23 protein-coding genes are annotated in these 22,750 nt (G+C 64.5%); 17 read left to right on the top strand and 6 right to left on the bottom strand.

Going from position 1 to position 22,750, the window contains the following annotated elements; translation table 11 throughout:
* The first annotated feature begins 60 nt into the window (after nucleotides 1–60).
* Nucleotides 61–819 carry an SRPBCC family protein gene (locus LFT47_RS02785; RefSeq protein WP_236814972.1) on the top strand — a complete coding sequence of 253 codons (759 nt, stop codon included), beginning with the start codon at nucleotides 61–63 and terminating at the stop codon, nucleotides 817–819.
* 197 nt (nucleotides 820–1,016) lie between these two features.
* Complete coding sequence (locus LFT47_RS02780; RefSeq protein ID WP_236814971.1) at nucleotides 1,017–1,271, top strand: hypothetical protein; 255 nt, start codon at nucleotides 1,017–1,019, stop codon at nucleotides 1,269–1,271.
* On the opposite strand, the gene LFT47_RS02775 is transcribed toward LFT47_RS02780, so the two are convergent.
* Nucleotides 1,268–1,741: a MarR family winged helix-turn-helix transcriptional regulator gene (locus tag LFT47_RS02775; protein ID WP_236814969.1), complete on the bottom strand. Its 474-nt coding sequence runs from the start codon at nucleotides 1,739–1,741 to the stop codon at nucleotides 1,268–1,270. The genes LFT47_RS02780 and LFT47_RS02775 overlap by 4 nt on opposite strands.
* Nucleotides 1,742–2,004: 263 nt before the next feature.
* Here LFT47_RS02775 and LFT47_RS02770 point away from each other — a divergent pair, with 263 nt between their 5' ends.
* On the top strand, nucleotides 2,005–2,826 hold the full coding sequence (locus LFT47_RS02770; RefSeq protein WP_236814967.1) for a methyltransferase family protein: 822 nt from the start codon (nucleotides 2,005–2,007) through the stop codon (nucleotides 2,824–2,826).
* Here the strand turns inward: LFT47_RS02770 and LFT47_RS02765 are convergent.
* Nucleotides 2,818–3,303, bottom strand: coding sequence for a DM13 domain-containing protein (locus LFT47_RS02765; RefSeq protein WP_236814965.1), 486 nt, complete (start codon nucleotides 3,301–3,303; stop codon nucleotides 2,818–2,820). The two genes, LFT47_RS02770 and LFT47_RS02765, sit on opposite strands and share 9 nt — an antisense overlap.
* Nucleotides 3,304–3,315: 12 nt before the next feature.
* Nucleotides 3,316–3,798: a DUF4259 domain-containing protein gene (locus tag LFT47_RS02760; protein ID WP_236814963.1), complete on the bottom strand. Its 483-nt coding sequence runs from the start codon at nucleotides 3,796–3,798 to the stop codon at nucleotides 3,316–3,318.
* A gap of 235 nt (nucleotides 3,799–4,033) precedes the next feature.
* Here LFT47_RS02760 and LFT47_RS02755 point away from each other — a divergent pair, with 235 nt between their 5' ends.
* A complete protein-coding gene (locus LFT47_RS02755) occupies nucleotides 4,034–4,675 on the top strand; it encodes a dihydrofolate reductase family protein (protein ID WP_236814962.1) in 642 nt (213 codons plus the stop codon).
* A 12-nt stretch (nucleotides 4,676–4,687) separates the two neighbouring features.
* On the opposite strand, the gene LFT47_RS02750 is transcribed toward LFT47_RS02755, so the two are convergent.
* Nucleotides 4,688–5,572: an NmrA/HSCARG family protein gene (locus LFT47_RS02750; RefSeq protein ID WP_236814960.1), complete on the bottom strand. Its 885-nt coding sequence runs from the start codon at nucleotides 5,570–5,572 to the stop codon at nucleotides 4,688–4,690.
* Between the two features lie 51 nt (nucleotides 5,573–5,623).
* Between LFT47_RS02750 and LFT47_RS02745 the strand changes: the two genes are divergently transcribed.
* Nucleotides 5,624–6,133 (top strand): MarR family winged helix-turn-helix transcriptional regulator, encoded by a 510-nt coding sequence (locus tag LFT47_RS02745; RefSeq protein ID WP_236814958.1) that lies wholly within the window; start codon nucleotides 5,624–5,626, stop codon nucleotides 6,131–6,133.
* 57 nt (nucleotides 6,134–6,190) lie between these two features.
* On the opposite strand, the gene LFT47_RS02740 is transcribed toward LFT47_RS02745, so the two are convergent.
* A complete protein-coding gene (locus LFT47_RS02740) occupies nucleotides 6,191–6,844 on the bottom strand; it encodes a DUF1254 domain-containing protein (RefSeq protein WP_236814956.1) in 654 nt (217 codons plus the stop codon).
* 1 nt (nucleotide 6,845) lies between these two features.
* Entirely contained in the window at nucleotides 6,846–7,448 is a 603-nt protein-coding gene (locus tag LFT47_RS02735) for a DUF1214 domain-containing protein (protein WP_236814955.1), read from the bottom strand.
* Between the two features lie 167 nt (nucleotides 7,449–7,615).
* Between LFT47_RS02735 and LFT47_RS02730 the strand changes: the two genes are divergently transcribed.
* The 12 genes from LFT47_RS02730 (at nucleotide 7,616) to LFT47_RS02675 (ending at nucleotide 22,726) form a co-directional block, all read left to right on the top strand.
* Complete coding sequence (locus tag LFT47_RS02730) at nucleotides 7,616–8,263, top strand: SatD family protein (RefSeq protein ID WP_236814953.1); 648 nt, start codon at nucleotides 7,616–7,618, stop codon at nucleotides 8,261–8,263.
* Nucleotides 8,260–9,117 (top strand): hypothetical protein, encoded by an 858-nt coding sequence (locus LFT47_RS02725; RefSeq protein WP_236814951.1) that lies wholly within the window; start codon nucleotides 8,260–8,262, stop codon nucleotides 9,115–9,117. The genes LFT47_RS02730 and LFT47_RS02725 overlap by 4 nt, the downstream gene beginning before the upstream one ends.
* Before the next feature lie 667 nt (nucleotides 9,118–9,784).
* Nucleotides 9,785–10,936, top strand: a complete 1,152-nt coding sequence (locus LFT47_RS02720; protein WP_236814949.1) for a sulfite oxidase — start codon at nucleotides 9,785–9,787, stop codon at nucleotides 10,934–10,936.
* A 93-nt stretch (nucleotides 10,937–11,029) separates the two neighbouring features.
* Nucleotides 11,030–11,602, top strand: coding sequence for an SRPBCC family protein (locus LFT47_RS02715; protein ID WP_236818284.1), 573 nt, complete (start codon nucleotides 11,030–11,032; stop codon nucleotides 11,600–11,602).
* Nucleotides 11,595–11,990 carry a hypothetical protein gene (locus tag LFT47_RS02710; protein ID WP_236814947.1) on the top strand — a complete coding sequence of 132 codons (396 nt, stop codon included), beginning with the start codon at nucleotides 11,595–11,597 and terminating at the stop codon, nucleotides 11,988–11,990. Before LFT47_RS02715 ends, LFT47_RS02710 begins: the two co-directional genes overlap by 8 nt.
* A 39-nt stretch (nucleotides 11,991–12,029) precedes the next feature.
* A complete protein-coding gene (locus tag LFT47_RS02705; RefSeq protein WP_236814945.1) occupies nucleotides 12,030–13,274 on the top strand; it encodes a cation:proton antiporter in 1,245 nt (414 codons plus the stop codon).
* 58 nt (nucleotides 13,275–13,332) lie between these two features.
* Nucleotides 13,333–14,469, top strand: a complete 1,137-nt coding sequence (locus LFT47_RS02700; protein WP_236814943.1) for a hypothetical protein — start codon at nucleotides 13,333–13,335, stop codon at nucleotides 14,467–14,469.
* Between the two features lie 69 nt (nucleotides 14,470–14,538).
* On the top strand, nucleotides 14,539–15,162 hold the full coding sequence (locus LFT47_RS02695; protein WP_236814941.1) for a hypothetical protein: 624 nt from the start codon (nucleotides 14,539–14,541) through the stop codon (nucleotides 15,160–15,162).
* Between the two features lie 85 nt (nucleotides 15,163–15,247).
* Nucleotides 15,248–15,976: a YcnI family copper-binding membrane protein gene (locus LFT47_RS02690; RefSeq protein WP_236814939.1), complete on the top strand. Its 729-nt coding sequence runs from the start codon at nucleotides 15,248–15,250 to the stop codon at nucleotides 15,974–15,976.
* Between the two features lie 105 nt (nucleotides 15,977–16,081).
* Complete coding sequence (locus LFT47_RS02685) at nucleotides 16,082–16,720, top strand: DUF4232 domain-containing protein (protein WP_236814937.1); 639 nt, start codon at nucleotides 16,082–16,084, stop codon at nucleotides 16,718–16,720.
* A 71-nt stretch (nucleotides 16,721–16,791) separates the two neighbouring features.
* The gene (locus LFT47_RS02680; RefSeq protein ID WP_236814935.1) at nucleotides 16,792–21,819 is read left to right on the top strand and encodes a DNA glycosylase AlkZ-like family protein; all 5,028 of its coding nucleotides are present in this window, start codon (nucleotides 16,792–16,794) and stop codon (nucleotides 21,817–21,819) included.
* Nucleotides 21,812–22,726 (top strand): Fpg/Nei family DNA glycosylase, encoded by a 915-nt coding sequence (locus LFT47_RS02675; RefSeq protein ID WP_236814933.1) that lies wholly within the window; start codon nucleotides 21,812–21,814, stop codon nucleotides 22,724–22,726. The genes LFT47_RS02680 and LFT47_RS02675 overlap by 8 nt, the downstream gene beginning before the upstream one ends.
* Nucleotides 22,727–22,750: the final 24 nt, after the last annotated feature.

Genomic DNA, 22,750 nt, shown 5'->3' with positions numbered 1-22,750 from the left:
CGCCTTCTGCGAGGAGTAACCTGTGTCACATCAGGACTGGATGCCGGACGGGAGGCAGACGTGGAACTCAAACATCACTTCGTGGTTCCCAGTTCGCTGGAGGACACCTGGCATTCCTTCAACCAACTGGAAGACATCGCGCCCTGTTTCCCGGGAGCGACCCTCACGTCCGTGAGCGACGAGCAGTTCACCGGAACCGTCAAGGTCAAACTCGGGCCGATCGCCATGATCTACACCGGCACAGGTGAATTCCTCGAGCGCAACCAGGAGACGCACACGGTGGTCATTTCGGCCACCGGGAAGGACAAGCGAGGTAACGGTACCGCGGGCGCCACGGTGACTGCAGTGCTGACGCCCGACGGCGACGGCACCTCCGTGGACGTGACCACGGACATGAACGTCACCGGCAAACCGGCCCAATTCGGGCGGGGCGTCATCCAGGACATCTCGGACAAGTTGCTGGAGCAGTTCGTCCAGTGCGTGATCGGGAAGGCGGGAGGCGGGGCTGAAGAGGATACAGAGCCCGACGTCGGAGTGGCGGTGGAGCCCGGGGAGCCCGGGGCGGCGGAGTCTGGGGAGCCTGCGGCTGTCAGGCCCGCTGCGCGTTCTGCAGCGCAGGTGGTCGAGCCGCCGGGGGCGCCTGTACCTGCGGCCGCGGCCGCACCTGCACCTCTGTCCGCGCCGTTCGCGCCATCGTCGGAATTGGATCTGGGCTCGGCCGTTTGGCCGGTGCTGGTGCGCCGCTTCGGCCCGGTGCTTTGCGCCGGCGCTGTCCTGGCCGTGGTGGTTTGGCTTGCCCGGCGACGCAGGAGGGACTGAGCGCGCCATTTAGGCTGTGTGGATGCCGGATTTGGGCAGCGCGGCGCGCTTGCCGCGCGCCTCGGCGTGTCGATATTATCAGGGTGGGTTATGCAGCGGCCCTCGGATCTCTTTCCATGGAGCGACCCCATGACCCGCCGGACACCCCTCTCTTCCAACGCTTCTTGCGCGTCTGCCCCCACGCCTGGAGCCGCGCTGTGAACGCGCTACTCACCTCATGCCTGGAGGGTGAACTGGACCCAATCCAGGGGCTTGCGAAGTTGTCCGTTGCGGAGCTCAATTTTTTGGCCGACGCCCTCTTCAGGCTGCTCGACGTCGGGAAGCCTGAGTTCGGGGTCAAGTCCTGGTACGACGCGGTACTGGATGAGTTGGCTGCGCGCGGCGAGCGCTCCGCGCGCGGTGGGGGTCCTACGCCCGATGAGCGGACCGCCGTCGACGTTTCCTCGGACTAGTCTTCCAGCGCCGCGGAGGCTAATGCGGCGCTGGCACTGTCTGCCCCCGGTGCTTGTCCGTTTGCCAGCTCGCGCACGACTGTTTTCAATTCCTGCCTGAACATCGACGTATCGATGGACACTTGGGCAAGGACCTGTTGTTCCGATTCGACCGCCCGCTCAAGCGCTTCCCTGCCGGCGTCGGTCAGCGAAACGACGTGCACCCGGCGGTCTTCCGAACTTCGACGCCGGCTTACGTGGCCGTGGGCCTCGAGCCTGCTGAGGGTCTGCCCCATGGTCTGGGCCTGCACGCGCACGATCTGCGCCAGCGTGGTCTGGGTGATAGGGCCGGTGGCTGCAAGAACCTCCAGCGCGATGACGCCGGCGTGGGTCAGGCCGATCGCCCTGAGATTCTCGTCCCAAGCGTGTTCCACCAGCCGGGCCGCTGTAGACAGCAACCTTCCGGTGGGCCAACGCTCGATGTCCGGCATATGTCTCATTGTAGCCGTGAAGGGATCTTGCGGGGGTTTGGGGGTTCAGTGGTCCTGCGGCGGTCGGCTGTGAAGACGGATGCAGGGTTCGAATTGGGTAGGCTGAGCCAAAATTGTCTTCGATGGGGGCTGCTGATGTTTGCGTTGAGCCGGTGTCGCCCTTGATTCGGCGGGGCGAAGCCGTTTCGTGGGGCCGAGTATATTTCGCCGCGCAGGCGGTTGCCGGTTTCTTGTGGTGGGCTGCGGTTTTCCTATCGCCGGTGGTGCGCGATTCAACTCTGGGTAACCTCGACCCGGTTGCGGTTGCTGTCCTCGACATTCCTTTGTTCGTCGCGGCGTCGGCCGTGGCGGCGTTTGGTGTTAAGGCCGCTGCGGTGGTGAGTACAGGCTGGACGGGTGTTGTCGCCGTCGCACTGACGGCGTACGCCACCGTCACAACCGAAGCGGGCTGGGGCGTACTCGGCATGGGCGCTGCGACTGCGGGTTCGCTGATCGCGCTCTGCCTTGTCTTGCTCGGGCGTGTGCCGACCGCGTGGATCATCCGCGGTCCGTTCGCATTCCGTCCCGCAGTCCCCCGCCCGACCGCCGCAAGCCACGTGGCCTCAACGTTCGGGCAAATTGTCCTCTTCTGGGGCTTCTTCCTGGCGGCGATTCCGTTCGCCGTTGCGTTTCTCGAAGCGCGCTGGGCGGTGGCACTCCCGTTTCCGTCGTTTGCCGCTCCTGTCGGTATCGCGGTTCTGGTACTCGCCAGCGCCCTTGGCATCTCGGCGGCTGTAGCGATGTCGACGCTGGGACACGGCACGCCGCTGCCATCGGCAATGCCGAACCGTCTGGTCATCGCAGGTCCGTATCGCTGGATCCGAAATCCTATGGCGGCCGCGGGCATCCTCCAGGGGGCGGCAGTCGGTGTCATCCTGCAGTCATGGCTCGTGGTGACCTACGCCGTCGTTGGCTCGCTGGTGTGGAATTACGTTGTCAGGCCGCTCGAGGAATCTGACCTGGAGGAACGGTTCGGCGAAGAATTCCGGCACTACCGCGACGCTGTGCGCTGCTGGATACCGCGAATGTCGAAGGCTTCATCTTAGGTTGGCCGCTCCGTAGGCTAGCCGGGCCGAGTAGTCGTAGATCACAACACTGCCGATGGCGGGCGTGTTGGCCCACTGTTGGCTGCCTATTTCGTATTGTTGGTCTCCTTGGCTACTTTTCAGAGCACCCAGCTCATACATAACGGTCGATGTCAGGCCGAGTTTGCCATTCGCGCCGGGACTCAGAGTCCCAGGGCTGAGGAACACCCGGAGGTCTTTGCTGTTTTCGGTTGCAAAGTCTTTCAGTTCCAGAGTTGCTCCGGAATCCGTCACGCGTATGGTGGCTGTGCCCCTAGTGTTGGCAGCTTGCGACTGGAAGTTGCCCTGGACCGTCCTAGGCACGCTGTTCGGTGTGGCAGTGGTCGCGGCTGAACCTGATGTTCTCGGCTGGGGCGGCTCTCCCCCTGAATCTGTATATGTACAGCCGGCTACAGCAAAAACAGTGATCAGAATGAGCGCGCCAAAATGCCTATTCATAGATCGGATGCCTCATGCCAGGCGTGAGCGCCAGCGGGCAATTTCCGCGTTGAACTCGGCGATTTCTCCCGATTCCGCCCACAGTTGAGCCAGTTCATTTCCTTCGGCGTTTTTCACACGGTCAAGCACGGCCGCGGCTTTCGTGTGCAGATTTCGAGGCAGGGGCTCGGTCGTTCGTGGCCAAGGCGCCGGGGCATAGGCGGCGTCGTTCCCTAGCAGCCCCGGTTCATTCCACGCGACAACGAGTGCAGCAGCTGCCAGCCCGGTCGCACCATCCGGGGCCTCCAGGTCGAGCGTCGAGTTGAGCACGGCGTCCAGTGCGTTTTCGATGATCGGCGCAACCTCGGCTACCGTGTCGGCGTCATCGAATTCGAACGAAAAATCCGCCGCGTCGTCGTTGCCAAAGACGGATGAATCCCATGTGCCCATAAAGTAATGCCCCCTGAGTCGGCCTTTTTCGGCCGACAATAAGCGGCTTAGCTGCGATTCTTGCATGGACGCCATTGAAGGCAAAGGCGGATCCGCCGAGCGTGTGTCGAGGCCACGCGTTTGCCGATATGCCGGCCTGGAGCCGGCTGAACCGCGCGATCAAGGCTGCAACCGGCCGGGCGCCCAGCCGCTGCGTTGACCACGTTCTCAAACCGCGGATCCCTTAATTCCTCCTTGATGATGATCTCGGTACCAGTATGGTGATTGCATAACGCAACCACTGATCTGAGGGGACCTTCACATGGCTGTTCGAGTTGACCTGAATATCTCGCTGGATGGTTTCGCCACGACCACCGACGCAACTCCGGAGAATCCCTTTGGCTCGGATTGGGGCCGCCTGGTCGAGGCATATACGTCCACACGCACGTTCCGTGAGCGGGTCTTGCATGACACGAGCGGAGAAGGAACGACCGGCGTCGACGACAAATACGCAGCGGCCTACTTCGAAGGCATCGGAGCGGAGATTATGGGTGCCGGCATGTTCGGGTTCCACAACTTCCCGGACGATCCGGACTGGAAGGGCTGGTGGGGCGACGAGCCTCCGTTCCGCGTCCCCGTGTACGTCCTCACTCACACGCCCCGCCCTGCCATCTCGATGGCCGGCGGTACGACTTTCAACTTCGTAAGTGCCAGCCCGGAAGAAGTACTTGAAAGAGCACTCAGTGCGGCGGGTGAAAAGGATGTGCGTATCGGAGGCGGCCCTACCGTTGTGCGCGACTACCTCAGGGCCGGACTTGTCGATCAGCTGCACGTCGCGATCACACCGATCCTGCTCGGTAGTGGAATACGGCTTTGGGACGATCTCCGGGGTCTGGAAAGCGACTACACGGTCACGTCAGAGACCGCCGAAAGCGGCATCGTCCACCTCACCTTCCGCCGATAACCCGGCATCTGGTCACGCGCCCGGATGCCAGTCTGACGAGGCAAGCCAGGCGCGGAGGTCAAGGGCATCGGGTACGAGCGCGCGGGTCGCCTCGAAATCGGCCTGGAACGCGGGCGTTTCGGCAAACCAGCGGAACATTTCGGCGGTGTCGCCGAATGCGGCGATGGCCTCGAGAGGCAGGGCCTCGTACCGCGCGGGAAGGCCCGCGTACGCGCCGATGGCGGTGGCGATCTGCGAGCCGGTGAGCATGTCGCCGGCGACCTCCACACTGCTGCCCTCGACGGCGGTTCCGCCGAGCAAAATGGCCGCGGCGGCCCGGCCGATGTCGCGAACGGCGACCATCTGCAGCGGAATGCCGTCGGGAAGGGCCATCCGGACGACCACCTGGCCGTTCTCGACGCTGGTCGTGAATCCGGACAGGTTATCCATGAAGAGGACAGGGCGGAGGAAGGTGTGATGGATGCCTAGGGATTCGATGTGCTCTTCGACGCGGCGTTTGCTTTCGAAATGCGGAACGCCCGATTCGCGCTCGGCGCCACCGACGGAGCTGAACACGAGGTGCGGGACACCCGCCCGGGCCGCGGCGTCGGCTATCACGATCCCGGTCGCCGCCTCCTGCTCGGTGCCGCTCGGGAGCGGGGTGGTCATCGCGAACGCGGCATCCACCCCGTCAAACAGGGCGCCGAGCGACGCGGAGTCGGTGAAGTCGCCTACGATCAACTCGACTCCCCGATCCGCCAGCGCCTGCGCGGCCGGTTTGTCCGGATCACGAACGAGGGTACGCACCCGTGCACCTTTCGTCAGCAGCGCGTCGATGACGGAGCCGCCCTGGTTACCCGTACCGCCGATCACGGCGATCAAAGGGGCGCCTGTGGATAGTGGAAAACTTGTCGACATGATGTTCTCCTCTGGACTAGTCGGACAATCAATAAGAACGGAAGCCGGCTAATGAATATTCCGACGGTGCCCACCAAGGGGAGGCCCGCCGACTTCACTGCCGAGGTCGACGGCGTTATTGGCCCACTGATTCCGACCCTCGCGCGTGCGCATCGGGCGATGTCGCAGGAGCTGCTCCGGGGCACGGGCCTTAGCGCCGGCCAGGAGTTGCTGGTCATGCGTCTCTTTGATCAGCCTGCGCAATCACAGGCCAGCCTCACCCGATGGTTGGGCGTGGAGCCGCCGACCACGGCGAAGATGCTCGCCCGCATGGAGAAAGCAGGTTTCGTGGAGCGGACACGGTCCGTAACCGATCGCCGCGTCACCCTGGTCACACTGACTTCGGCAGGACGCGCCCTTCATCGACGGGTCTCAACGGTCTGGGAAGACCTCGAAAAGGTCACGACGGCTAACCTCACGGATGCCGAGATCCAGGAACTGGAGCGCCTCCTGCGTCGGTTGATCGCGAACCTCCACACCGACCGCGAGGCACCCACCGAAGAGGAGTGCTCCGGTTCCTGAATGTGCTGCATGTACCCGCGTACGTGCCGCACCGGACTTCCACCCAGACGGCGACCGCTACCGTTTCAGCGGCGCGAGTTGTATTTGCTTCGCAAGCGCGTAAGCGGTCGGAAGATCACTGTCGCTTTCTACGAAGACACGGCCAATGACGAGCGCGGAATGGCTTGGCGAAGAAATCCGCGTCATGCCGTTTGGTACGGTTCCCTTCCAGACGGGCCCGCTGAGGACATAGTCACCGGCGTTGGTTCCCGTTGTCCGTTTGCCGACGTAGGCAAAATTTGTGCTCTTCGACGGGTCGGTGAACTGCACGCTGAAGTAACGCCCGGCCATGTCCGGTACGTGCAGGACTTGCGGCCCCTCGCTCACATCAAGCCAACCGCCGACGTAGAGCAAATCGTCGGCCCCGGTTGCGATGAGGCTCCCGCGCGACGTCGACGGCGAAGAGGTGCCGGGCACGGCGTAAAGCGTGTTGACGGGGATGGGGCCGTCGCCGAATCCATGCTTGAGGATCGCCCTCTTGTATCCATTGACCGTGAGTCGCGGCCAGAGGTAGATGAACGCGGGCGCGCCGAGCCCCCAGACGATGAGTGCCGCTATGACGAGTGGAATGATCCCGTCCCCGTTGGCGATCCGCCGGTAGATGACCCAGGCGAAAACCGCCAGAATGACAGCCGTAAGCGGACGTCCGTATTTCAAGATGAGGCGGTTCATCTCACTGCGCCCTGACAATGCGAGGCAATTGGTACGTGCCGTCGAGAATCGCCGCGCCAGGCAGATACACGCGGAACATCAGCTTGAACTTCCCGGAAGGAATTGGCAGCCAATTCTGCTCGTGCCCGTCCGGAGCCTCATGTTGGAGATAGATCTCGACAGAACCATCGGCGTTCTGCGCGAGATGGGAACGGTCACCGACGCTGTGGCGGTTAGTGGGATTGTCCACCATGTACCCGACGGTATCGGTCGGAGTGAGCGACCAGAAGGCGTCATTGGGAGGGAGCTGCCCGGCTGGAAAATGCAGGACGTATCCGTGCCCGCCGCTCAGCGTTTGCCCTGAACCATCCACCGTGGTCGTCCAGTACGCGGCTTCTTCAAACACATTGACGACGGGCAGGGCCTTGGCGCAGGCGGCCCGCACGAGGACTCCGTTGCCGGGCTGGCCGCATTTGCGGATGGCACTCCAACCGTTGACAGTCGTCGTGACCGCCCTGCCCACGGCGTTCATCACGAGGATCGCCGTCAAGAACGCCAGCACGGCACCGAGAATAATTCCTTGCACCACACCGGACTGTGAGAACCACGCGAGGGCATTTGCCATAACCGCAAACTACCACTGGGCTATGTGGTCGAGTGGTGTTCGCCATCGATCCGGCGAGCGAGGACGCATCGAGGCGTCCTTGAAGGATCAAAAGGAGCGCACCGGTCCTCGATTCAGGAACGCCCTCGAACTTATATTTCGTTCGAAATAAGCTATATGCTTATGGCATGTCGGAGTCAGTGGTTGCACTCATAGTGGACATTGTGAAGTCTCGAGAGCTCAAGGACCGTGTTGGCGCGCAGCGTTCCATCCGGGAAGCTTTCGAGTGGGCATCCCATGGGCGCCCCACGCGCCGTTCGCTCTGGCCTACTGTGGGAGACGAGTTCCAAGCCATATTCTTCACCCTTGGCGACGCACTGCTAACGACCTCGTTGGTACGCCTCGCGCTTCCCGAAGGCGTGGACTGCAGATTCGGCCTGGGGCGCGGCGAAACGGTCGACGTCGATGAGTGGGCTCCCGGCACCATTCAGGACGGGTCAGCTTGGTGGAACGCGCGAGAGGCAATCGAGGAAACACATCGCCGCGAGCATGGGACCGCGCCTTACCTACGCTCCTGGTTCGTGACGAATAATGAAGGCGAATCGGGGACAGTGGCGCTCGTCAACGGCTTCCTGCTGCTCCGGGACGCATCGATCAGTTCGATGCGCCCACGCGATCGCCGACTAACTGCGGGCACTCTGCTCGGATACTCACAAACAGAACTTGCCCGTCAGGAGGGGGTAACGCAATCCGCGGTGTCGCAAAGTCTTCGACGTTCGGGGGGAGCGGCGCTCTTGGCGGCGCATCAGGAACTACGGAAAGGTCAATTGCAATGATCGGGCCCACCCTTCTCCTTATGGTTGGTCTGGTGGATCTCGTGGGCGCTGTTCGCCTGGGTCGTTCTCTCGTAGCCCGGTTGTTGTTCCTGGTGGCCATATCGGTGCTAGTGATTAGTGGGTTCGGTATGTGCGCAGCAGCCGTTCTCGCATGCGCGGCGCTTGCCTTTGGCTGGACGCTGGCCATGTCTCCTTCAAAACCACCAGCACGGTCCCCTGACGGCAGTCCAAGTTTCCCCACTCCCCGGCTTTGGCCGGTCATCGTGCTGTTCGTCCTTGTTTTTGGAATCACCGCTTACGACCGCACCGCTGGAGTATCAGCAGGTTTCCTTCTTGATGCCTATTCGTTGATCGCTCTGAAATCCGCATCGTCCATTTCCCTTGAAACCGTTATCAGTGCCGGGGCGGTAGCCATCTTCCTGGTTCAGAGTGCCAATTTAGTCACACTTGCAGCTCTCGGTCGTGCCCACCAAGAAGACGCAGCCCAAGGAAGTGCCGGCAGAGGCAAGGTGGACCCGGTCGGAGCTGAACCGCTCAGCAAGTGGGAGCTGTATATCCGAAGCAGCCGAGTAGCCAGCATACGTCCCGGCGAAAAACCTAAACCTGGCTCTTCACTAAAGGGGGGCCGCCTCATCGGGCCGATTGAGCGCCTTCTCATTGTGGTCCTCGCTTTCGCGGGCGCCCCACAAATTATCGCCGCACTTGCAGCAGCGAAGGGAATCGTTCGCTTCCCAGAAATTTCGGAAGACCGCGGCTCAGGCTCCAAAGCGGAGGAGTTTCTCGTCGGTAGTCTTGCGAGCTGGACGCTGTCGGCGATCGCAGTGCTCTATCTGACTCTAGTGCGCAATGGCTAATAGACCGATCAATATTAGCTAATGGCTAATATGCTCCAACTTGAGGGCCTGCTTTGTGTGGCATAACCCCTCGAACCGGAGATCACGGACCCCGACTCGCGTGAACGCTATGTGGCAGCAGATCGGGAAACACGGGCACAGCTCGCCGAATCTCTCGCGATATCGAGAGCCGAGCTCGATTCCTGAGCGCGCACGGCGCGTTGCGGCGAACTCGACAACTCTGCGCTCCGCTACTGGCGGGAGAAATGCGGGTCATCTTCTTCAAGAACAGATAACGCCAGCCGAACTGCAATTATGCACGCTAACGCCCCTGCGTAGAACGACGCCGGTACCAAGCAACAAAACCCCACAGGGCGACGATCAAACATACGGCAGCGACAATCCCCCGCCACCAAATAAAAGGTTGCCAAAGCCCGAAGATCAGCGCCCAAACAAGGAGAACGCCACTCACGTCGAGTCGTGGGGCTCGAATCTTCACGGAGGCTCTCCTTCTTCCATCTGGCTTTGTCCAGGAGCGCAAGCGCCAAAGACCAAGAATACTTTCCCAACAGCCCGACGCCGGACCGGAGCGCGCCCACGTCGCCGAAAGCCCGGCTACCGGGACCAGCGCCCGTTGCCCAGGGCAAATTCCAGTGACACCACCGCCCCGGGCGCCCATACTGGGAGCATGAGCGTCAACACCCGCCGCACAGCGGAAGGCGCCGCTGTTGCCACCCCGGCCCCCACCGCCCCCGCTGCTCCGACAGAAACAACCGCACCGGCGACTCCAACAACCGGTCCCATCACCCGTGAAGAACTGCAACTCGCTTCGCGCAACCACGCCATGCCGTTGGAGATGCTCCGATGGCCCGTCACACCGCTGGGCATGCACTATCTCCTGGTCCATTTCGACGTTCCCCAGATCGATCCCGTCTCGTGGCGGCTGAATATCGGCGGCCTCGTGGACCATCCGCACGAGTACACCCTGCCTGACCTCCAGCACCGCGAGCGCCGCACCCACGCCGTCACGATGGAGTGCGCCGGCAACGGCCGCTCGCGGCTGGAACCGCGGCCCGTGAGCCAGCCATGGGACCAGGGCGGAGTGGGCACCGCCGAGTGGACCGGTACCCCACTCGCTCCGTTGCTGCTCGACGCCGGCGTCTCACCCGACGCCGTCGAGCTCGTCTTCACGGGCGCGGACCGCGGGATCCAGGGCGGTGTGGAGCATCAGTACGCGCGCAGCCTGACGCTCCCGGAAGCGATGTCCGACGACGTCCTGCTCGCCTATGAGGTCAACGGCCAAGCCCTGCCACCGCAACATGGCTACCCAGTCCGCTTGCTCGTCCCGGGCTGGTACGGGATGACGAGCGTCAAATGGCTGCAGTCCATTGAGGCGATTGACCACAGCTTCGACGGTTACCAACAGCTCGACTCCTACCGCTATACCCAAGACGCCGACGATCCAGGCGAGCCCGTCCAGCGGATCAAAGTCCGTTCCCTCATGGTTCCTCCCGGCGTTCCCGATTTCTTTACGCGGCACCGCACCGTGAACGCGGGACCGGTCCAGCTGAGCGGCCGGGCCTGGTCCGGGAAGGGAACCGTGGACAGCATGGAAGTCTGTGTGGACGGGGTCTGGGAGCAGGCCCACCTTCAGGCCCCGACCGGCAGGCATGCGTGGCGCGGGTGGACATTCACGTGGATCGCAACACCGGGATCCCACGAACTGGCCTGCCGTGCGACGGATTCCACCGGGCAGACCCAGCCGGAAACGCCGGAGTGGAACTATCAAGGAATGGGTAACAACGACATCCAACGGCTGACGGTGACCGTCCGGGAGTAACCGGCCCGCAGGCACCCCGAAGCCGGGCCGTTGACCGTGTGCAATGGCATGAGTACTGTGAGTCCACTATCCATCCGCGCCCTGGAGGCAGCAATGGGCGGCACTTCCAAGAGCAAAGCCGACTACGAGTTCCTCACTGTCTGGCGCGTCGCGGGGACCCCGCATGAGGTCATGGATATTTTGGGCGACGCGGCAACGCTGCCCCGCTGGTGGCCTTCGGTGTATCTGAGGGTTGTTCCGCTGGATCCGGGAAATGCCGACGGTACGGGAAAAGCCTTCTCGCTGCACACCAAAGGTTGGCTGCCTTACACGCTTCGCTGGAGGTTCACGGTCACCGAGCCCATCACGGAGCGAGGTTTCGCGATCGCAGCCAGCGGTGACCTGCGTGGTACCGGGCGGTGGACTTTCGAACAGGACGGCCCGGAGACGGTGGTCACCTATGACTGGCGGGTCAGCGCGTCGAAACCGCTGCTCCGGCGGCTAAGCTGGCTGCTCAAGCCCGCTTTTGCCGCGAATCACCATTGGGCGATGGCACGCGGTCAAGAAAGCCTCGCCCTTGAATTACGACGACGACGTCCCGGCACGGATCTTTCCAAGGTCCCCCGTCCGGCGCCGCCTACGTTTGCAAGCCGATACCGCTGGCCAAGGAGTACAACGCATGCCTGACGATAACAAAGGCGAAGTCCGCTGGTTGCCGGAGCCCGAGGACCAGGACTATCCGAGCGCCGCAGACTACCTTTCCCTCCTGGAATCCGACCACGTTGTGGCCTCTGTTGTCGCCGCCCTCAAAGACGCGCCCATCCAACACCGCAAGGCCAAGGACATCCTCCGGGCCGCCCGCCTTGCGTTGCTTCCGGAAGATAACGCCCACGTGGCCTCGGACCTGAAGAAGATCAAGGAGGGCAAGAAGCTCTCGCCCATCCTGATGGTCCGGGGAGACCTGGCCACAGGCATGCCCGCGCAGGTAGCCGACGGCTATCACCGGGTGTGCGCAAGCTACTACACCGACGAGAATACGGACATTCCCCTGAAACTGGCTGATGCGCCCCGGTAACCACCACAGGCCAACCGTCATGCCCGGAGAAGGAGCAACGTGTCGTTCTTTCAGCTTGCGCTGATCGCCGCAGTCGCGCTGCTCGGTCCGCTTCTGGCCCTGCCCCGGAAGTGGCACCTTCCCGTTGTGCTTGGACAGTTGCTGGCGGGCATAGTCATCGGACGCACGGGTCTGGGACTGGTGGACTCCTCGGATCCCACCTTCACCTTCGTAGCCGACGTCGGGTTTGCCCTCATCATGTTCGTTGCCGGGACGCATGTCCCCGTCCGGGACAAAGCCATCCGTCCCGCCCTGGGTAGCGGCGCCCTGCGCGCCGGGATCGCCGCGGTGCTGGCCGCCGTCGTCGGAGTCGTCATCGCTTTCGCCTTCGGCACCGGACATGCTCCCCTTTACATCGTGCTGCTCGCGTCCTCCTCCGCAGCGCTGGTCTTGCCGATCGTCGACTCGCTTCGGCTGACAGGGCCGAAGGTCCTGACGACGACGGCGCAAGTGGCGATCGCTGACATCGCTTGCATCGTGGCGCTTCCGTTAGCCGTCGACCCGCCTAACGCTGGCCGGGCGGCGGTGGGGGCTGCCGTCGTCGCGGCTTGCGCGCTGGTCTTGTTCTTTGTGCTTCGCTGGCTGGAGAACAGCGGCAACCGCGGACGGTTGCATGACATGTCCGAGGACCGGAAGTTCGCGTTGGAACTGCGGATCCAACTGGCCTTGCTCTTCGCGCTTTCCGGGCTCGCGGTCCTGGGCCACGTCTCGATCATGCTGGCCGGGTTCTCCTTCGGCCTGGTGGTCTCCGCGGTTGGCGAACCCCGTCGCCTGGCCCATCAGCTTTTCGCCGTGAGCGACGGTTTCCTGGGGCCGGTGTTCTTCGTCTGGCTGGGCGCATCTCTTGACCTGCGGACCCTCGCGGGCAGCCCGAGAATGATCCTCCTCGGGATCTGCCTTGGATTTGGAACGCTGCTGGTCCATGGAAGCCTCCGGGCTCTCGGGCAGCCCCTTCCGCTCGCGGTGCTGGCCTCGTCCCAATTGGGAGTACCGGTTGCCGCCGCCACTATCGGCTCCCAATTGCACTTGCTGGAACCGGGAGAAGCCGCAGCCATGATCCTCGGTGCCCTCATCAGCATCGGGGCGAGCACCATCGCGGGTTCGCGGGCGGCACGCAGCTTTTCGGATGCCGCGCCGGGTTCGGCAGACGAAGCGCCAAAGAGCGAGGGGCCAGCGAGCAAAGGCGAAGCCGGCAAAGGCCCGGCAGGCAAGCCCTCCGAAGACGGTCCGGCGATCACTGCGTGATTCCCGCGTACTGCGTCGGGTAACGTCGATGCAGTAGCTGTGCGCTCGGAACGAAGGAGTGGCCGACTCCTTCACCCCGGATTTCGTTCACTGGTACGAAAGATTCAGTGACGCCGAAGACGCCCTTCGATGCTTGCACATAGTCAAACTTTTCATCTCGGCAAGCCACGCGATCAGCGAAGAAAGCTCCGCAACCTGGTTCGACCCCGACAGCTTGGACGACGCAGCCCTTGCCCTTGCCGGCATGCTTGACGAGTCTGACAGCGATGAGGCGCTTGTCGAGATCTTCGATTACTTGCACCTTTACGCTGAATTCCTCTTTGAAACTGGCCGCTGGTCGGGGACCGAGGAGGACTACTTCGTCCTTCACATGCTCCTCACCGAAGAAGCTTCCGGGGAATTGGGTCTTCCTGACGACATTCCCGAACTTTCCGACGAAGAGCAGGACCGGGCGTTCCAGGAACTCCCCGTCCTCCAGTTGACCGGACGTCTGCTGGAGTGGATTGGATCCGGAAAGGACGTCACCAGCACTGGCGTGCTCCGGCTGAAAGACATTGAAGGTGCGGCCGGAGCGGTAGGAGTGAAAGCCAGAGGGAAAAAGACCGGGAAAGGGCCTCTCTCGGAGGGCGAAGTTGATGCGGAGTCACTTGAAGTCGGCTCCATGCACGAAGTTCCCGTGCTGCGTGAAATCTGGGCTGCGCTGGTGGACATCGATGCCCTGTCGATCGGGTCGACGCGTGCCTCCCCCGGCGCAGGCGCCGAATCGTGGAACTCCCAGGACCTCGATTCGAGGCTTCAGATCCGGCGCGAGTTCCTCACGGTATTCCTTGCAAGTACCGTGATGGATTCGGGCAGCATGTGGGAGGAAGGTCCACGGGACAATGCAACCCTAGCCAGGGTCCTATTGAAGGGAACCACTGCAGAGCCCGTCAGCGTGGAGGAAATCAAGAGCGCGGCAGAGATCGATTCGACGGACGAGGTCCTGCTCGCGTTCGAGGCGATGCGGGCACGGCGCGAACTGACCAGACTCGCCGATCTTGGCCTCGTCGAGGCGGACACCCACTACACCGTTCCACCGGCGGTCATCCAGTGTGTGATCCCGGCGCTCGCCATGGTTCTTGCCATGGAAGACGATTTCGAACAGGGCTTGTCACACGGCCCATCCGACGGCAGCGCAGCGACGAACCACCGATAGAATGTCGGGGTTGACCAGCCGTAACTGGACGGTCTATCACCCACTTGAACGCTATCGAGGGAGGAACCCGTGCGCGCATCGCATGCCCGGACGCCCTTCCATGCCATGCGTTCTGGCGCTCTTGCAGTCGCCATTGTTGCCCTCGCGGCAGGGGCCCACGTCCTCTCCGGCGGAGCGCTTCCCGTCGCGCCCGTCCTGCTGGCCGTCCTCGCATTGGCCGGGCTCGTCACCACTCTTGCCACCCGGTTCAGACTCGGGTTCCCGGTCATTGCCGCACTTCTGGGAGCCGGCCAGCTGGTCCTGCACGAAGCCTTCACGGCCTTCGGTCCGCTCACCGTTCCGGCTCCGGGGTCGTCGGCACACCACTTGGCGGCCGAGCACTTCTCCCCGCCGCTGGGCGCTGAAACAATGCATTTTCACGAGGTCGACACTCCCCTCAGCTGGTTGATGCTGACCGGGCACGCCCTCGCCACTGCCGCTTCGGCATTGCTCCTTGCCAAGGGCGAGCAGGCGCTATGGCAGCTCGAGGCCTGGCTCCGTCCCCTCCTGCAGCTCATCCGCCTGATCTTCAGGCCCGACGCCGGCAGCTCAGCTGTTGCGTTCAGCGCATCTGCCGTATTCATCCCCCGCCCGTGGCGGAACCTCAGGCAAGACAGCAGACGCGGCCCGCCCGCCGTCGTCGTACCCTTCTGACTCCGCCCGGCGCCGCCTTCAACTGGTGACGGGCACCTTCCCGTACTTTGGCGCGCTTTCGCGCGCCCGTTGAAAGGCAACAACAATGAACAAGTCCTCACTCCGCCGTGCCCTCTCCGCTACCGCAATCGCCGGCGGCACCGCCGCACTGATGATGGCCGGGCTCGCAGGCGCATCTGCGCACGTCTCCATCAACCCGGACAAGACCACGGCCAACTCGTACGCCCTGCTGACGTTCGGCGTCCCGCATGGCTGCGACACCTCGGGCACCACCAAGCTGACCATCAACCTGCCCGAGGAACTGACGGACGCCACGCCTACGGTGAACCCCAACTGGACGGTCGAGAAGGTGACGCAGACGCTGCCCGAACCCAAGAAACTGGCCGACGGCACATCGATCACCAAACGCACCAGCCAGATCGTCTACACGGCCAAGGCCCCGCTGGACCCGCACTTGCGCGACGCACTGGTCCTGTCCGTGAAGCTGCCCGACACCGCTGGCAAGACCCTCTACTTCCCCACGCTCCAGAACTGCGAGCAAGGACAGACAAACTGGGCTGAAATCCCGAAAGACGGCCAGGACCCGCACTCGCTGAAGGCTCCGGCTCCGTCGGTGGCAGTCACAGCCGCGGGCGCGGCCGCGGCTGATGGTCACATGGCGGCGTCAATCTCCACGGAGCAGGCAGCTTCCGTGACCGACGACGGCTCACAGGCGCGCAGCTGGGCCGGGCTGATCGCCGGTTTGGCAGGGCTCGGGCTAGGCGGTGCGGCCTTCTTCCGCAACCGTTCCGCGAAGGCTTCAGTGTCCAAGTAACGGGTCCGCCGGGTCGGCGTCCGGAACATTACGATCCGGGCGCCAATCCGGCGCCGGTGCCGCGCCGCAGTTGACTCCGGCAAATGACGACGAAAAGCTGTGCGCATGACGAATATGCGAGTCAAGAACGGTCTCCTGCTCACCATGGCAGCAGCCTCGGTATTCCTGCTCTCCGGCTGTTTCCAAAGCCAGGCCCAGCCCTCGGGCTCAGCCGTACCCAGTGACACGGCTTCGGCTTCGTCGTCACCGTCGGCCTCGGCCTCGGGGACTCCGACCTCCAGCGGTAGCTCCACCCCAACAAGCACCGGGACGACGGCATCCGGCGTCGCTCTCTGCAAGGCGGGCTCGCTGACAGCTTCTGTCGACTCCACAGGCGGCGGAGCCGCAGGCAGCGTCTACATGAAACTCATCCTGACCAACTCCGGCACGGAACCCTGCGTCCTCAATGGCTTCCCGGGCGTCTCGCTCACGTCTGGACCCACGGGCGATCCGATCGGCGCGGCCGCCGCGCGCGACGACTCCCAGCCTGTGACACAAGTGGTTCTCGCTCCGGGGAAGGCCGGTTTCGCCCAGCTCCGCTACACCCAGGCCGGCAACTACCCCGAATGCACCCAGGCCCCTGCCGCCGGCTTCCGGGTCTACCCACCCGAGGACACCGCCTCGCTGTTCATCCCGCAGCAGCGCACGGCCTGCAGCAACACCAATATCAACCTCCTGAGCGTCCAGGCGTTCCAGGCGGGGTAGGCGGGTTTAGCGCCTGAGCCGTATCCTGCGCTGTTCCTGATTGTGTCAGTGCCGTGAGGCATGATGGAGGAATGCAGGAGCAGGAGCTACCGGGTGGTCCTGGCAATACAGCCATGGACCGCTTCAGCCGTGCCACGCGCGAGTGGTTCCTCGGCGCTTTCTCCGCGCCCACACCTGCCCAGGACGGTGCGTGGAAAGCCATTTCTTCCGGATCGCACGCCCTGGTGGTGGCACCCACCGGTTCCGGCAAGACGCTCGCGGCATTCCTGTGGGCGCTGGACCGGCTCTTGTCCGTGTCGCCGGCTGCTTCGCCGGACGCCCTTCCGGGTCTTGAGGAAACTAGCGGCCGCGCCCGTGCCAAAGCCCCCAAGCGCAAGACCCGCGTCCTGTACATCTCGCCCCTCAAAGCACTCGGCGTCGACGTCGAACGGAACCTCCGCTCGCCGCTGATCGGCATCACCCAGACCGCAAAACGGCTCGGGTTGCCGGCCCCGCTTGTGAGCGTCAGCGTGCGCTCAGGAGATACGACGACGGCGGACCGCCGCGCGCTGCTCAGCCACCCGCCGGACATCCTCATCACCACGCCCGAGTCCTTGTTCCTCATGCTGACGTCCAAAGCCCGGGAGACGCTCAGCGAAGTGGACACCGTCATCGTCGACGAGGTCCACGCAGTTGCAGGTACCAAGCGTGGCGCGCACCTCGCGGTGTCATTGGAACGGCTTGACGCGTTGCTGCCGAAGCCCGCCCAACGGATCGGTCTCTCGGCCACCGTGGAGCCGCGCGAGCTGGTCGCGCAGTTTCTCGCGGGCTCGGCACCCGTGGAAATCGTCGCGCCGCCGTCGCACAAGAACTGGAACCTCAGCGTCAGCGTTCCTGTGGAGGACATGTCGGACCTGGCAGGAGCGGCGGGCGCCTTCGATTCCGGGCCGGCCTCCGGGCTCCAGCCGCAAGCATCCATTTGGCCGCATGTCGAGGAGAAGATCGTTGATCTTGTGTTGTCGAAGCAGTCCACCATTGTGTTTGCCAACTCCCGGCGCCTCGCGGAGCGACTCACGGCCCGGCTGAACGAGATCTACGCGGAGCGCCAGCTCATGGCCGTGGAGGTGTTTTCTGCCGCGGCGGATTCGGTGGCGGACTCGGGGCCGGGTTCCTCGGGGCTGCCGTCCTCGACGGCGACACCGGCGCACATGATGGCCCAGGCGGGGAGCACCAGCGGCGCCGATCCGGTCCTGGCCCGCGCGCACCATGGTTCCGTGTCCAAGGACCAGCGTGCACTCATCGAAGACGACCTCAAATCCGGCCGGCTGCGCTGCGTTGTAGCCACGTCATCCCTGGAACTCGGCATTGACATGGGTGCCGTGGACCTTGTGGTGCAGGTCGAGTCGCCGCCGTCGGTGGCCAGCGGACTGCAACGGGTTGGCCGCGCCGGCCACCAGGTGGGTGAGATTTCCGAAGGCGTGCTCTTCCCCAAGCACCGGGCAGACCTCGTCCACACCGCCATCACCGTCGAGCGGATGCTAAGCGGAAAGATCGAACGCCTCCATGTACCCGCCAACCCCCTGGACATCCTCGCCCAACAAACGGTCGCGGCCACCGCACTGGGAAGCATCGATGTCGAGGAGTGGTTCACTACCGTGCGCCGCTCCGCCCCGTTCGCCACGCTGCCCCGCTCCGCTTTCGAAGCCACCTTGGACCTCCTGGCCGGACGGTATCCTTCGGACGAATTCGCCGAACTCCGGCCACGCATCATCTGGGACCGGAACGCCGGCACCATCGAAGGCCGTCCGGGAGCACAGCGCCTTGCCGTGACCTCGGGCGGAACCATCCCCGACCGCGGGCTCTTCGGCGTTTACATCATCGGCACCGAGACCGAAGGCTCCGGTTCTGGCTCTGCTCCTGGCTCCGGCCAGAACGGTGCGGCGTCCGCACAGGAGCCCAGTCCGGCGTCGCGCGCTGCCAAAGGCGGCCGACGCGTCGGTGAGCTCGACGAAGAGATGGTCTACGAATCACGCGTCGGGGACATCTTCGCCCTGGGTGCCACCAGCTGGAAAATCGAGGACATCACGCACGACCGCGTCCTTGTCTCGCCGGCCTTCGGCCAGCCTGGAAAACTCCCCTTCTGGAAAGGCGATTCCCTGGGCCGGCCGGTTGATCTCGGCCGCGCACTCGGAGCATTCGTGCGTGAACTTTCCGCTTCGGACCAAGGTCCGGCGCTGGAACGCTGCAAGGCCAGCGGGCTGGACGACTTCGCCGCCGGCAACCTGCTCCAGTATCTGGGCGAACAGAAGCAGGCCACGGAAGTCGTCCCCAATGACCGGACACTCGTCGTCGAACGGTTTCACGACGAACTCGGCGACTGGCGGGTCGTCCTGCACAGCCCCTTCGGCATGCCGGTCCACGCACCGTGGGCCCTCGCCGTCGGGCAGCGGCTCCAGCAGCGCTACGGGCTGGACGGTTCCGCCATGGCCGCCGACGACGGCATCGTGCTGCGGGTGCCGATGATGGAGGACGAACCCCCCGGGGCTGAGCTGTTCCTGTTCGATCCGGAGGAGCTCGAGCAGATCGTGACCGCGGAGGTTGGCGGCAGTGCCTTGTTCGCCTCCCGCTTCCGCGAGTGTGCCGCCCGTGCGCTGTTGTTGCCGCGGCAGAATCCTGGGAAAAGGCAGCCCCTTTGGCAGCAGCGGCAACGCTCGGCGCAGTTGCTGGATGTCGCCAAGAAATACCCTTCCTTCCCCATCGTGCTCGAAACTGTGCGCGAATGCCTGCAGGACGTCTACGACCTTCCGGCCCTGAAAGACATTGCCGCCTCGATCGAGCGCCGGGAACTGCGCCTGGTGCAGACCACCACGCAGCAGCCCTCACCCTTCGCCAAGTCGTTGCTCTTTGGATACGTGGCCCAGTACCTGTACGAGGGCGATTCCCCGCTCGCCGAACGCAGGGCCGCCGCTTTGGCCCTCGACTCCACGCTCCTCAACGAGCTTTTGGGCAGGGTGGAACTGCGCGAACTCCTGGACGCGAAGGTCATTGAGGCCACCGAGCTCGAGCTCCAGCGGCTGGCACCGGACCGTCGGGTCCGTGGCATGGAAGGCGTCGCGGACTTGCTGCGCCTGCTCGGCCCCTTGAGCGTCGAAGAAGTGGCTGCCCGCTTGCAGCCCGAAGGGGCCGAAGCCTCCCCCGATCCTGCGGCGATGCAGCTGGCGGCCGGATCGCATCTGGCTGAGTCGCATCTGGCCGCGTTGCGCAAGGCCAATCGCGCCCTCACAGTGACCCTCAGCGGCGTGAAACGATTCGCGGCCATCGAGGATGCGGCCCGGCTCCGGGATGCCATCGGCGTTCCGCTGCCCATGGGAGTGCCGCTCGCCTTCATCGAACCCGTCCACGATCCGCTCGGGGATCTGGTCTCCCGTTATGCACGAACCCACGGACCATTCACGGCCGAGGAAGCTGCGGCGAGGCTGGGACTGGGTGTCGCCGTCGTGGGCACCGCGCTGAAGCGCCTGGCGGCAGACGGCCGCGTGGTTGAAGGCGAGTTCCGGCCGCACCCGAGTGCGCCGGACACGGTCCCCGATGCGGCGGCGGAGTTGTTGGAGGCGCCGGAACCCCCGGCTGTCCCGCTCCACGGAGTGCCGTTTGGTAGCGAATGGTGCGATTCCGAGGTGCTACGCAAGCTCCGGCGTCGTTCGCTGGCCGCGCTGCGCGCCGAAGTGGAGCCGGTGGACGCTGCTGCCTACGGCCGGTTCCTGCCCGCCTGGCAAAACGTGTCCGTGCCTCCTGCCGGCCGCCCTGGTTCTTCTGGAGGCAGGGGTGCCCCGGCACTGCGGGGGCTCGACGGCATCATGACCGCCGTCGATCAGCTCTCCGGCGTGCCTGTTCCGGCGTCAGCCTGGGAGCCTTTGGTGCTGGCCAGCCGGATCTCCGACTACCAGCCAGCCATGTTGGACGAGCTCATGGCCGCGGGCGAAGTCTTGTGGTCCGGAGCCGGGTCGTTGCCCGGGAACGACGGATGGATCAGCCTCCATGTGGCCGAAGCCGCGGAACTGACCCTCAACCCGGACCCTGATTTCGTGCCCGGCGATGCCCAACTCCGCCTTCTGGAATACCTGCAGACCGGCGGGGGCGCCTATTTCTTCCGGCAACTCACCGAGGTTGCGGGCGGCATGGATGCTGTCCTCAGCGATGACGCCGTGGTGGCCGCCCTGTGGGACCTCGTCTGGGCCGGGCGCATCACGGGCGACACCTTCGCCCCGATCCGTGCCATGATTGCGGGCGGTCGCACGGCACACAAACAGCCAGCCCGGCCACCGCGGGCCAGGTCCCTGCGCATGAGCAGGCTCGGCCGCTCGCACGGCACGGGCTTGATGGGATCGCCCGGGCTCACGGGCGGACGCTACGGCTCGGTCAGCGGAACAGCTCCGACTCCCCCGCTCGCCGTTGGACGCTGGTCGGCATTGCCGGCTCCTGAGCTCGACCCCACGATCCACGCACGCGGCACCGCCGAACTCCTCCTCGACAGGTACGGCGTCGTGACCCGCGGCTCCGTCATGGTGGAGAACATCGTGGGCGGATTCGGGCTGATGTACAAGGTCCTCGCGCGCCTCGAAGAAGCCGGGCGGTGCCGCCGCGGCTACTTCATCGAGCACCTCGGAGCCGCCCAGTTTGCCGTGCCAGCGACTGTGGACCGTTTGCGCTCATTCACGGAGGATGCCCAACTCGCCAAGGCCGAGCCTGTCGCCTTGGCCCTGGCCTCAACGGATCCCGCCAACCCGTACGGCGCGGCCCTCCCGTGGCCCGCGTTGGCAGTCGACGCCGGATCGGGTCACCGTCCGGGGCGGAAGGCGGGGGCCCTGGTGGTGATGGTCGACGGGGCATTGGTTTTGTACGTCGAACGCGGTGGGAAGACCTTGCTCACTTTCAGCCATGACGAAGCCGTTCTCGCGGCTGCCGCTGCGGCGCTCGTAGGCGTAGTGCGCCGGGGAGCCGTCGACAAATTGATCATGGAAAAGGTCAACGGCCATGACCTCCTGGACACCCCCGTGGCGTCTGCCCTGGCGGCTGCCGGGGCGTATTCCACGCCGAAGGGATTGCGGATCCGTGCCTGAAGGCGACTCGATCTGGCGGGCTGCCGCAGAGCTGCACCGTGCCCTTGCCGGGCAGACGCTGGTCTCCTCGGACTTCCGGGTGCCCAGGTTTGCCACGCTGAACCTTGCCGGATGGACCGTGTCCGAGGTGGTGCCACGCGGAAAGCACTTGCTGATGCGCTTGCTGGAGCCGGCGGAGGGCGGTAGCGCCGCGGCGGCTTCGCCGGACGAGGCCGGTTCGGCGGCGGCCGGTTCGGCGCATGCCGGTTCGGCGCATGCCGGACGGACCCGGCGCGCCCTGACCATCCATTCGCACTTGAAAATGGAGGGAAGCTGGCAGATCTATGCCCCCGGCGGCCGCTGGAGGAAACCCGGCCACACGGCCAGGTGCGTCCTCCGCACGGCGACGGCCGACGTCGTCGGTTTCTCCTTGGGAATTTTGGAAGTGATCCCTACCCCGGACGAGTCCCGCGTAGTAGGGCACCTTGGCCCGGATCTGCTCGGGCCCGACTGGGACGCGGAAGAGGCCGTTCGTCGCCTACGGGCCGCGGCTGACACCCCGATCGGCGTCGCACTATTGGACCAGCGGAACCTCGCCGGGATTGGCAATATCTACCGGTGCGAGGCGTGTTTCCTGGCTGGGGTGCATCCGGCCTCGCCTGTGTCGGCTGTGAAGGACCTGACACGGATGCTCGGGGAAGCCAAGGTCCTGCTCGAAGCCAACTTAGGACCGGGGCGAAGGGTCACGCGCGGCACCGCGTTCCCTGGAGTCCGTGGGACTCCCCGCTCCGGCTTTTGGGTATACGGCCGCGAGCACCAGCCGTGCCTTCGCTGCGCTACGCCCATTCGCCGTGGGGCGCTGGGACCGGCGTCGGGGTTGGAAGAGCGGACCATCTACTTCTGCCCGAAGTGCCAGCCCGCCCTTTGATGCTGGATTTGTCCGGCGACGTGG

The organism is Arthrobacter sp. FW306-2-2C-D06B (assembly GCF_021789175.1).
Lineage (GTDB): Bacteria > Actinomycetota > Actinomycetes > Actinomycetales > Micrococcaceae > Arthrobacter.
The sequence above is the reverse complement of the archived record's forward strand: the minus strand, read 5'-3'. Positions and strand labels throughout refer to the sequence as shown.